Origin of the sequence: Fertoeibacter niger, from assembly GCF_009380135.2 — a bacterium.
Classification (GTDB): Bacteria; Pseudomonadota; Alphaproteobacteria; order Rhodobacterales; family Rhodobacteraceae; genus Fertoeibacter; species Fertoeibacter niger.
On record NZ_WHUT02000004.1, the window covers coordinates 248,562 to 257,923 of the forward strand.

General features: G+C 61.0%; 17 protein-coding genes. All 17 read right to left on the bottom strand.

Annotated elements, in window-relative coordinates; all coding sequences use genetic code 11:
- Positions 1-143: 143 nt before the first annotated feature.
- The 17 genes from GEU84_RS08945 to rpmC all read right to left on the bottom strand — a co-directional run bounded on the left by GEU84_RS08945 (position 144) and on the right by rpmC (position 9,159).
- Positions 144-1,160: a DNA-directed RNA polymerase subunit alpha gene (locus tag GEU84_RS08945; RefSeq protein WP_174539617.1), complete on the bottom strand. Its 1,017-nt coding sequence runs from the start codon at positions 1,158-1,160 to the stop codon at positions 144-146.
- Positions 1,161-1,276: 116 nt separating this feature from the next.
- A complete protein-coding gene (rpsK, locus tag GEU84_RS08950) occupies positions 1,277-1,666 on the bottom strand; it encodes a 30S ribosomal protein S11 (RefSeq protein ID WP_107664238.1) in 390 nt (129 codons plus the stop codon).
- A gap of 12 nt (positions 1,667-1,678) precedes the next feature.
- Complete coding sequence (gene rpsM, locus GEU84_RS08955) at positions 1,679-2,047, bottom strand: 30S ribosomal protein S13 (protein ID WP_174539618.1); 369 nt, start codon at positions 2,045-2,047, stop codon at positions 1,679-1,681.
- 178 nt (positions 2,048-2,225) lie between these two features.
- Entirely contained in the window at positions 2,226-2,879 is a 654-nt protein-coding gene (locus tag GEU84_RS08960; RefSeq protein ID WP_174539619.1) for an adenylate kinase, read from the bottom strand.
- Between the two features lie 14 nt (positions 2,880-2,893).
- Positions 2,894-4,252, bottom strand: coding sequence for a preprotein translocase subunit SecY (gene secY / locus GEU84_RS08965; protein ID WP_174539620.1), 1,359 nt, complete (start codon positions 4,250-4,252; stop codon positions 2,894-2,896).
- Positions 4,253-4,353: 101 nt separating this feature from the next.
- Positions 4,354-4,830: a 50S ribosomal protein L15 gene (gene rplO, locus GEU84_RS08970; RefSeq protein WP_174539621.1), complete on the bottom strand. Its 477-nt coding sequence runs from the start codon at positions 4,828-4,830 to the stop codon at positions 4,354-4,356.
- Positions 4,831-4,962: 132 nt separating this feature from the next.
- Positions 4,963-5,163 (bottom strand): 50S ribosomal protein L30, encoded by a 201-nt coding sequence (rpmD, locus tag GEU84_RS08975; protein WP_174539622.1) that lies wholly within the window; start codon positions 5,161-5,163, stop codon positions 4,963-4,965.
- Positions 5,164-5,165: 2 nt separating this feature from the next.
- Positions 5,166-5,750 carry a 30S ribosomal protein S5 gene (gene rpsE, locus GEU84_RS08980; protein WP_174539623.1) on the bottom strand — a complete coding sequence of 195 codons (585 nt, stop codon included), beginning with the start codon at positions 5,748-5,750 and terminating at the stop codon, positions 5,166-5,168.
- Positions 5,751-5,760: 10 nt separating this feature from the next.
- Positions 5,761-6,120, bottom strand: a complete 360-nt coding sequence (gene rplR, locus GEU84_RS08985; RefSeq protein ID WP_174539624.1) for a 50S ribosomal protein L18 — start codon at positions 6,118-6,120, stop codon at positions 5,761-5,763.
- A gap of 11 nt (positions 6,121-6,131) precedes the next feature.
- Complete coding sequence (gene rplF / locus GEU84_RS08990) at positions 6,132-6,665, bottom strand: 50S ribosomal protein L6 (RefSeq protein ID WP_174539625.1); 534 nt, start codon at positions 6,663-6,665, stop codon at positions 6,132-6,134.
- A gap of 10 nt (positions 6,666-6,675) precedes the next feature.
- Complete coding sequence (gene rpsH, locus GEU84_RS08995) at positions 6,676-7,074, bottom strand: 30S ribosomal protein S8 (protein ID WP_174539626.1); 399 nt, start codon at positions 7,072-7,074, stop codon at positions 6,676-6,678.
- A 12-nt stretch (positions 7,075-7,086) separates the two neighbouring features.
- Positions 7,087-7,392 (bottom strand): 30S ribosomal protein S14, encoded by a 306-nt coding sequence (rpsN, locus tag GEU84_RS09000; RefSeq protein ID WP_174539627.1) that lies wholly within the window; start codon positions 7,390-7,392, stop codon positions 7,087-7,089.
- 19 nt (positions 7,393-7,411) lie between these two features.
- Entirely contained in the window at positions 7,412-7,972 is a 561-nt protein-coding gene (gene rplE / locus GEU84_RS09005; protein ID WP_174539628.1) for a 50S ribosomal protein L5, read from the bottom strand.
- Positions 7,972-8,277 (bottom strand): 50S ribosomal protein L24, encoded by a 306-nt coding sequence (rplX, locus tag GEU84_RS09010; RefSeq protein ID WP_174539629.1) that lies wholly within the window; start codon positions 8,275-8,277, stop codon positions 7,972-7,974. The genes rplE and rplX overlap by 1 nt, the downstream gene beginning before the upstream one ends.
- Positions 8,277-8,645, bottom strand: a complete 369-nt coding sequence (gene rplN, locus GEU84_RS09015; protein ID WP_035714274.1) for a 50S ribosomal protein L14 — start codon at positions 8,643-8,645, stop codon at positions 8,277-8,279. The genes rplX and rplN overlap by 1 nt, the downstream gene beginning before the upstream one ends.
- Before the next feature lie 59 nt (positions 8,646-8,704).
- Entirely contained in the window at positions 8,705-8,944 is a 240-nt protein-coding gene (gene rpsQ, locus GEU84_RS09020; protein WP_174539630.1) for a 30S ribosomal protein S17, read from the bottom strand.
- 11 nt (positions 8,945-8,955) lie between these two features.
- Positions 8,956-9,159 (bottom strand): 50S ribosomal protein L29, encoded by a 204-nt coding sequence (rpmC, locus tag GEU84_RS09025; protein WP_174539631.1) that lies wholly within the window; start codon positions 9,157-9,159, stop codon positions 8,956-8,958.
- Positions 9,160-9,362 lie beyond the last annotated feature (203 nt).

The window sequence follows — 9,362 nt, forward strand, 5'->3', positions numbered from 1 at the left end:
CCGGCAGGGCCTACGTTTGGTCCCGCTCACCTTGGGGCTTGCGCCCATAGTTCCCCGGCTTTCCGGGCATTGTGCAAGGTGCGTGTGAACACGCACCCTACGTTAGCATGTCGCGGTAGGGTGCGTGCTCGCACGCACCGCCATCAGAACTGGTCTTCGAAACGCTTGGCCAGATCTTCGATGTTTTCCGGCGGCCAGTCTTCCACGTCCATGCCCAGATGCAGACCCATGCCCGACAGCACTTCCTTGATTTCGTTCAAGGACTTGCGGCCGAAGTTCGGGGTGCGCAGCATTTCCGCTTCGGTTTTCTGGATCAGATCGCCGATATACACGATGTTGTCGTTCTTGAGGCAGTTGGCCGAACGGACCGAAAGTTCCAGCTCGTCCACTTTCTTCAAGAGCAGCGGGTTGAATTCCAGCCCGTCCTCGACATCGTGACGCAGCGCCGATTCCGGCTCGTCGAAGTTCACGAAGATCGACAGCTGGTCTTGCAGGATGCGCGCGGCATAGGCCACCGCATCATCCGGCGTCAGCCCGCCATCGGTTTCGACCTTCATCGTCAGCTTGTCATAGTCCAGCACCTGACCTTCGCGGGTCGGGGTGACTTCGTAGCTGACTTTCTTCACCGGCGAATAGATCGCGTCGATCGGAATCAAGCCGATCGGCGCATCTTCCGGGCGGTTCTTGTCGGCGGCGACATAGCCTTTGCCGGTCGAAACCGTCAGTTCCATGAACACATCCGCGCCGTCATCCAGATGGCAGATGACGTGATCCTTGTTCAGAATCTCGATACCATTGGATTCCGAAATATCGCCGGCTGTCACGACGCCCGGCCCTTTGGCGGAAATCGACAGGCGCTTCGGCCCTTCGACTTCCATCTTGATCGCCACGCCCTTCAGGTTCAGAACGATGTCGGTCACATCCTCACGGACGCCAGCCACGGATGAGAACTCGTGCAACACATTGTCGATCTGCACCGAAGTGATGGCGGCGCCTTGCAGCGACGACATCAGCACCCGGCGCAGCGCGTTGCCCAGCGTCAGGCCAAAGCCACGCTCCAGCGGTTCGGCAATCACAGTGGCGGTGCGCGCGGCATCGGGGCCCGGCTTGACCACCAATTGCGTCGGCTTGATCAACTCAGCCCAATTCTTATGGATCATGCGTGTAACCTCCATACCAGTCTCCTGCCCATGTCCTTAAGCAGGTGACGCCCGAGGATCGGAAATGAATGGATCGGGCCGCGCCAAATGGCACGGCCCGACCTTATGGAAAACGCTCAGACGCGGCGGCGCTTGGGCGGACGGCAGCCATTGTGGGCCATCGGCGTCACATCTCGGATCGAGGTGATGTTCAGACCAACGGCAGCCAAAGCGCGCAGCGCGGATTCACGGCCCGAACCGGGGCCCTGCACTTCGACCTCGATGGTCTTCATGCCGTGTTCCTGCGCCTTGCGGGCCGCATCCTCGGCGGCCATCTGGGCCGCATAGGGGGTGGATTTCCGCGAGCCCTTGAAGCCCATGGTGCCGGCGGACGACCAAGAGATCGCGTTGCCCTGCACATCGGAGATCAGGATTTTGGTGTTGTTGAAGGACGAGTTCACATGAGCAACGCCTGCGGCGATGTTCTTGCGTTCCTTGCGCTTCATACGGGTCTTGTCGCGTGCCATACTCAGCGCCCCTTATTTCTTCTTGCCGGCAATGGCCTTTGCGGGGCCTTTGCGGGTGCGTGCGTTGGTATGCGTGCGCTGGCCACGGACCGGCAGACCGCGACGGTGGCGCAAACCACGGTAGCAGCCGAGATCCATCAGGCGCTTGATGTTCATCGAGGTTTCGCGGCGCAGGTCGCCCTCAACCGTGTAATTCGCATCGATGTGTTCGCGGATCGCCAGCACTTCGGCATCCGACAACTGGTTGACGCGGCGGGATTCGTCGATGCCAACGGCCTCACAGATCAGATGGGCGATATGCGGACCAATGCCGGTGATATAGGTGAGTGCGATGGGGACGCGCTTCCCCGTAGGGATGTTGACGCCAGCAATACGTGCCAAACGTATGTTCCTTTTCGTTGCGGCCCCGTAATGCCAGGACCTTTTTTCACAACTCCGGCGCAGAGAGCCTGCCCGGAACTTGTCTGAATGACGGGAATCCCCATCTGTCAAGACGATTCCCTTGCGGGACGCCGTGACTTATGGGGTTTTGAACCGCCCGTCAAGGCGGCTTTGGGCTTTATCTGCCGCTGTCAAGCACTTTGGCGATGGCGGCGGATACCGCATCCATCTCGGCCAGACCATCCACCTGCGCAAGCTGCTTCTTGGCATAGTAATAGCCAACCAGCGGCGAGGTTTTCTTGTAATATTCCATCAGGCGCTGGCGCAAGGCTTCTTCCGTGTCATCCGCCCGGCGCTTGAGGTTGGTGGACCCGCAGGCGTCACAGATGCCCGGCTGCGTCGTGGGCCGGGTCTGGTCGTGGTAGACCTGCCCGCAATTGCCGCAGGTGTAGCGCCCGGTGATCCGCGACACCAGCGCCGCGTCATCCACTTGCATCTCGATCACGGCATCCAGCCCCTGCCCCATCTGCGCCAGCAGATCGGCCAGTGCATCGGCTTGCGGCAGGGTGCGCGGGAAACCATCAAAGATGAACCCGCCGCCAGATGCCCCTGACAGCTTTTCGCGGATCAGGCCGATGACGATCTCATCCGTCACCAACTCGCCCCGGTCCATCACCGCCGCAACGCGCAGACCCATCTCAGACCCGCTGGTCTTGGCCTCACGCAGCATGTCGCCGGTGGACAGTTGCACCATGCCCCGGTCATCGACCAGCTTCTTCGCCTGCGTTCCCTTGCCGGCGCCCGGAGGCCCCAGCAGAATGACGTTCACCATCCCCGCCCCCCGTATCAGCGTCGTGTCGGGGCCTTGGACCCCGTGCGCTTTCTGCCGCGCAATTGCGATTTCTCGATCAGCCCCTCATACTGATGGGCCAGCAGATGCGACTGCACCTGGTTGATCGTATCCATGGTGACCGAAACCACGATCAGAACGGAAGTCCCACCAAAGTAGAAGGGGATCGCCAGTTCGTTGCGGATGATCTCGGGCAGCAGGCAGACAAAGGCCAGATAGGCCGAGCCCAGCACCAGAATACGGTTCACCACATAATCCAGATAGTCCTGCGTCTTTTTCCCCGGGCGGATGCCGGGAATGAAGCCGTTCTGGTTTTTCAGGTTCTCCGCCACATCCTCGGTCTTGAAGGCCACGTTGGCGGTGTAGAAATAGGCAAAGAACACGATCATCGCCGCGAAGAACAGCAGATACAGCGGCTGCCCCGGCCCGAAGTAAGCCAGGATGGTCGACATCACTGGTCCGGTCTGGTTGCCCGAGAACGTGGCCAGCGTGGTCGGCAGCAACAGCAGCGACGAGGCAAAGATTGCCGGGATGACGCCCGCAGGGTTCACCTTCACCGGCAGGTGGCTGGAACCGCCGTCATACACTTTCATCCCCACCTGACGGCGCGGATACTGGATGTGGATCTTGCGCAGCGCGCGTTCCATGAACACCACAAAGGCAATCACGGCCACCACCATCACCAGCACAAAGATGATCACCGCCGGGCTGATGGCCCCCGAGCGCCCCTGGCTGAAGAACTGCGCCAGAGCCGCCGGAACCTCGGCCAGAATGCCCACAAAGATGATCAGCGAAATGCCGTTGCCAATGCCGCGCGCGGTGATCTGCTCACCCAGCCACATCAGGAACATGGTGCCGCCCACCAGAGTGATCACGCAGGCCAGACGGAAGAACAGCCCCGGATCGGTCGCCAGATCGCCCGCCTCAAGGCTGACGGCAATGCCCCAGGCCTGGAACGTCGCCAGAAACACCGTGCCGAAACGGGTGTACTGGTTGATCTTCTTGCGGCCCGCGTCGCCCTCTTTCTTCAGCTGCTCCAGCTTGGGCACCATGGCCGACATCAGCTGCACGATGATCGAGGCGGAAATGTATGGCATGATGCCAAGGGCAAAGATGCCCATCCGGCTGATCGCGCCGCCCGTGAACATGTTCAGGATGCCGCCGATGCCTGCGCCCGCGTCATCCATGAACTGCCGCAGCGCTGTGCCGTCGATGCCGGGCACCGGAATATAGGTGCCCAGACGGTAGACGATCAACAGGCCGATGGTGAAGAAGATACGCTGGCGAAGGTCGGTCGCCTTGCCCAAGGCGCCCCAGCTGAGGTTAGCCGCCATTTGCTCTGCAGCAGATGCCATACCCGGTCTCTTTCATGACAGCGCCGCCGATCCGTCTTCCGGTTCGGCGGCGCGGGAAAACTGAAGCTGATGTAAGCGGGATATGGCCCGCTCACAACCTCTTATTCAGCTGCCGGCTTCGGTGTCGCAACCGTGATGGTGCCGCCCGCCTTTTCAATCGCCTCAACCGCCGGGGCCGAAGCGCCGGTGACAGTCAGCGTCAGCGCCGTGGTGATCTCGCCCTTGGCCAGAATGCGGATGCCGTCGCGCTTGTGGCTGGTCAGCCCCGCCGCCACCAGAATATCCTCGGTGATCGGGTTGGATGCATCCAGCTTGCCGTCGGTCACGAATTTCTGGATCAGGCCCAGGTTGACCACGGCATAGTCGCGGCGGTTCGGCTTGTTGAAGCCGCGCTTCGGCAGACGCCGATACAGCGGCATCTGGCCGCCTTCATAGCCACCGATAGCAACGCCCGAACGCGATTTCTGGCCCTTGATACCACGGCCAGCGGTCTTGCCCTTGCCCGAACCCGGGCCACGCGCCACGCGCTTTTTCTTGCGGGTAGCGCCTTCGTTGTCGTGCAGTTCGTGAAGTTTCATGTCGCTTCTCCTTATTTACCGGAATAGCCCCCGAAAGCGACTTCGGGGGCCAACGCGGTGTATGTTGATGGTGCGTGGAACCACGCGACCTGTGGGTGGGTGGCGATGCGTCATCACGCACCGCCGCCAAAATCACCCGCGCTCTTCGATGATCTGCACCAGATGCGAGATTTTGTTCACCATGCCGCGCACGGAAGGCGTGTCTTCCAGTTCGCGGGTGCGGTTCATCTTGTTCAGACCCAGACCCTTCAGGGTCGCAGTCTGCACGGCGGGGCGGCGGGCGGCCGAGGCCACCTGCTTGACCACAATGGTTTTCTTGACGGTGTCGGTCATGCTCAGGCCTCCACGGCTTCGGCGGGTGCCGCGTCGGTTTCGGGCCGCTTCAGGATATCCGCAACCTTCTTGCCGCGACGCTGCGCGACCTGACGGGGCGAGGATTCCTGCTTCAGCCCGTCCATCGTGGCGCGCACCATGTTGTAGGGGTTGGAAGACCCCATCGACTTGGCCACGACATCCTGGATGCCCAGCATTTCGAACACGGCGCGCATCGGGCCGCCGGCAATGATGCCGGTGCCTGCGACTGCCGTGCGCATCACCACTTTACCGGCGCCATGACGGCCCTCGGTATCGTGGTGCAGCGTGCGGCCGTCGCGCAGCGCCACGCGGATCATCTGCCGCTTGGCCTGTTCGGTCGCCTTGCGGATCGCCTCGGGCACTTCTTTCGCCTTGCCCTTGCCGAAGCCCACACGCCCACGCTGGTCGCCGACCACCACGAGAGCGGCAAAGCCGAAGCGCTTGCCACCTTTCACGGTTTTCGACACGCGGTTGATCGCCACGAGACGATCGGCGAATTCCGGGGTTTCCTCGCGCGGCGCACGGTCGCTGCCACGGTTGTCCCGGCGGTTTTCTCTTTCTGCCATCATCGTCTCCTTAGAACTTCAGGCCGCCTTCACGGGCAGCCTCGGCCAAAGCCTTGATCTTGCCGTGAAAGAGGAAACCACCGCGGTCGAAGTAGCAGGATTCGATCCCTGCCGCTTTCGCGCGCTCCGCAACCGCCTTGCCGACTGCCGCCGCCGCTTCGACGTTGTTCTTGCCAAAGAAGCCCAGATCCTTTTCGAGGGTCGAGGCTGCGGCAAGCGTCACGCCATTCACGTCGTCGATCAGCTGCACGCTGATGTTCTTGCTGGAACGATGAACAGACAGGCGCGCGCGCCCGTTTGCCATCGCCTTGATTTTGTTCCGAACGCGCAGGCGGCGCTTGAGGAACAGATCTCTTTTCGTGTTCGCCATGGTTGCGCCCCTTACTTCTTCTTGCCTTCCTTGCGGAACACGAACTCGCCCTTGTAGCGGATGCCTTTGCCCTTGTAGGGCTCGGGCTTGCGCCATTCGCGGATGTTCGCTGCGACCTGACCAACAAGCTGCTGGTCAATGCCTTCCACAACGATTTCAGTTTGCTTCGGTGTCGTGACGGTCACGCCTGCCGGAACGTCGAAGTTGACATCGTGGCTGTAGCCAAGCGACAGCTTCAGGTTGGTGCCGGCCATCGCGGCGCGATAACCCACGCCCTGAATCTCCAGCTCTTTCTTGAAGCCTGTGGTCACGCCCGTCACCAGGTTTTCGACCTGACTGCGGACCATGCCCCACTGCTGGCGCGCCCGCTTGGACGTGCCGCGCGGTGTCACCTTCACGGCGTCGTTTTCCAGCGTAAGCGTCACATCGTCGGTCGCGTGAAAGCTGCGGGTGCCTTTCGGCCCCTTCACTTCGACGGACTGACCCGAGATCGAGGCCGACACGCCCTTGGGCAGCGGAACGGGCTTCTTGCCGATACGAGACATAATACCCTCCTCAGAACACGGTGCAGAGCACTTCGCCGCCAACATTGGCGGAGCGTGCTGCTGCATCGGACATGACACCTTTCGGCGTGGAGACAATGGAAACGCCCAGGCCGTTGCGGACCGACGGGATTTCCTTGACGCTCATATACACGCGACGGCCCGGCTTCGACACGCGCTTCAGTTCGCGGATCACAGGGGTGCCTTCGAAGTATTTGAGGCTGATCGTGATTTCGCCCTGACCGTTTTCGGTCTCGGCCTTTTCATAGCCACGGATGTAGCCTTCGTCGGCCAGCACATCCAGAACCCACGCGCGCAGTTTCGACGCCGGGGTTTTCACGGTCGATTTGCCACGCATCTGCGCATTGCGGATGCGGGTCAGCATATCGCCGAGAGGATCGTTCATCATCATTTCAGAACCTCCTTACCAGCTCGATTTCACCATGCCGGGGATCTGGCCGAACGAGGCGAGATCACGCAGCATGATGCGCGAGAGTTTGAGCTTGCGGTAATACGCATGCGGACGGCCCGTCAGCTGGCAGCGGTTGTGCAGCCGGGTGGCGGACGAGTTGCGGGGCAGACCGGCCAGTTTCAACTGCGCCTTGAAGCGCGTCTCCATTGGCAGTTCCTGGTTGGTGGTGATCACTTTCAGTGCCGCGCGCCGGGAAGCATATTGCTTCACCAGTTTTGCCCGCTTCACTTCGCGTTCGATCATGGATTTTTTCGCCATATCTCTTGTCCTCCCGCGCTCAGCTGGTGAAGGGCATGTTGAATTGCTTCAACAGCGCCTTCGCTTCCGCGTCGGTTTTCGCGGTGGTGCAGATGATGATGTCCATGCCCAGCACGTCATCGACCTTGTCGAATTCGATTTCCGGGAACACGATCTGTTCTTTCAGGCCCATGGCATAGTTGCCACGCCCGTCAAAGGACGTGCCTTTCACGCCGCGGAAGTCGCGGACGCGGGGCAGCGCGATGGTGATCAGGCGGTCGAGGAATTCATACATCCGGTCGCCGCGCAGCGTCACCTTGCAGCCCAGCGGCATTTCCTCACGCACGCGAAAGCCGGCGATCGACTTTTTCGCATGGGTGATGACAGCCTTCTGGCCGGCGATCAGGGTCAGCTGCTCGGCAGCGGCCTTGACCTTCTTGGTGTCCTTGACGGCTTCGCCGACGCCCATGTTGATCACGATCTTGTCCAGACGCGGGATCTGCATGTCGTTGCGGTAGCTGAACTCTTCTTTTAGCGCGGCGCGGAAGGTCGCCTTGTAGGCAGCTTTCAGACGCGGGGTATAGGTGGATTGGTCAAGCATCAGATCACCTCCCCGGTGGTCTTGGCAAAACGCACTTTCGTTTCGCCTTCAAAGCGGAAGCCCACACGGGTCGCCTTGCCGTTGCTGTCGATCAGCGCGAGGTTCGACAGTTCGATCGGCATCGCCTTTGCGATGCGGCCGCCCTGGGTGCCCTGGCTTTGCTTGGTGTGACGGATGGCGATGTTCACGCCCTCGACAACGGCCTTGTTGGCCGTCGGGTTCACCGAGGCGATTTCGCCCTGTTTGCCCTTGTCTTTGCCCGTCAGCACGACGACCTTGTCGCCCTTTTTCAACTTCGCAGCCATCAGAGCACCTCCGGCGCCAGCGAGATGATTTTCATGAAGTTCTTCGCGCGCAGCTCACGCACCACAGGCCCGAAGATGCGCGTGCCGACCGGTTCACCCTGGTTGTTCAGGATGACGGCAGCGTTGCGGTCAAAACGGATCGAGGTGCCGTCTTCACGGCGAACTTCTTTGGCGGTACGCACGACAACGGCTTTGCGCACGTCGCCTTTCTTCACGCGACCGCGCGGGATGGCTTCCTTCACCGACACCACGATGATGTCGCCGACGCTGGCGTAGCGGCGGTGGGAACCACCCAGAACCTTGATGCACTGAACCCGGCGAGCGCCCGAGTTGTCAGCTACATCCAGATTGGTCTGCATCTGGATCATTTGGTTTCTCCCGACCTTTGGGCAGTTCGCCCAGGGTTTCGATGGAGCCGGAGGGGGACTTAAGCCGAGGCTTCAGTCACCACCGTCCAGCGTTTGGTTTTCGAGATCGGCGCGCATTCTTCGATACGCACGGTGTCGCCGGTCTTGAAGGCGTTGTGTTCGTCGTGGGCCCGGTATTTCTTGGATTTCCGGACGGTCTTTTGCAGCAGCGGGTGCTTGAAGCGGCGCTCGACCAGAACCGTGATGGTCTGTTCGTTCTTGTCGCTCGTCACGGTGCCTTGCAGGATGCGTTTGGGCATGTGCGTGCTCCTCAGTTCGCCGCCGCTTGCGCGGCTTTCTGGTTCAGAACCGTCTTGATGCGGGCCACGTCACGACGGACGGCACGCATGCGGGCGGTGTTCTCAAGCTGGCCGGTGGCCTGCTGGAAGCGCAGGTTGAACGCTTCCTTCTTCAGCGCAACCAGGCTGTCACGCAGCTGGTCAGGCGTCTTGTCTTTCAGTTCGCTGGCGAGCATGGCGCCCTTGTCCTTTTCTCAATCACCAGAGCGCCCCTGCTGTTCGGCAGGGTCACGCGGAACCCGGTGGATCAATGATAAACCGACGATTCCGAGTCGCCCCGGAACCGTGGATGGCGTCGTATAGGGGAAGGGAGGGGGTGAGGCAAGGGGGAAGAATGGGTCAGCCAGAACCAAAGCCTATTTGTCGAACGGCTACCGAC

Coding starts and splice junctions, on each gene's coding strand:
- rplE (WP_174539628.1), bottom strand. CDS start 7,972: ATGCTTGACCAATCCACCTATACCCCGCGTCTGAAAGCTGCCTACAAG.
- rplO (WP_174539621.1), bottom strand. CDS start 4,830: ATGAAACTTCACGAACTGCACGACAACGAAGGCGCTACCCGCAAGAAA.
- GEU84_RS08945 (WP_174539617.1), bottom strand. CDS start 1,160: ATGATCCATAAGAATTGGGCTGAGTTGATCAAGCCGACGCAATTGGTG.
- rpmD (WP_174539622.1), bottom strand. CDS start 5,163: ATGACCGACACCGTCAAGAAAACCATTGTGGTCAAGCAGGTGGCCTCG.
- rplX (WP_174539629.1), bottom strand. CDS start 8,277: ATGGCTGCGAAGTTGAAAAAGGGCGACAAGGTCGTCGTGCTGACGGGC.
- rpsQ (WP_174539630.1), bottom strand. CDS start 8,944: ATGCCCAAACGCATCCTGCAAGGCACCGTGACGAGCGACAAGAACGAA.
- rplR (WP_174539624.1), bottom strand. CDS start 6,120: ATGGCGAACACGAAAAGAGATCTGTTCCTCAAGCGCCGCCTGCGCGTT.
- rpsN (WP_174539627.1), bottom strand. CDS start 7,392: ATGGCGAAAAAATCCATGATCGAACGCGAAGTGAAGCGGGCAAAACTG.
- rpmC (WP_174539631.1), bottom strand. CDS start 9,159: ATGCTCGCCAGCGAACTGAAAGACAAGACGCCTGACCAGCTGCGTGAC.
- rplF (WP_174539625.1), bottom strand. CDS start 6,665: ATGTCTCGTATCGGCAAGAAGCCCGTTCCGCTGCCCAAGGGCGTGTCG.
- rpsH (WP_174539626.1), bottom strand. CDS start 7,074: ATGATGATGAACGATCCTCTCGGCGATATGCTGACCCGCATCCGCAAT.
- rplN (WP_035714274.1), bottom strand. CDS start 8,645: ATGATCCAGATGCAGACCAATCTGGATGTAGCTGACAACTCGGGCGCT.
- rpsK (WP_107664238.1), bottom strand. CDS start 1,666: ATGGCACGCGACAAGACCCGTATGAAGCGCAAGGAACGCAAGAACATC.
- rpsE (WP_174539623.1), bottom strand. CDS start 5,750: ATGGCAGAAAGAGAAAACCGCCGGGACAACCGTGGCAGCGACCGTGCG.
- secY (WP_174539620.1), bottom strand. CDS start 4,252: ATGGCATCTGCTGCAGAGCAAATGGCGGCTAACCTCAGCTGGGGCGCC.
- GEU84_RS08960 (WP_174539619.1), bottom strand. CDS start 2,879: ATGGTGAACGTCATTCTGCTGGGGCCTCCGGGCGCCGGCAAGGGAACG.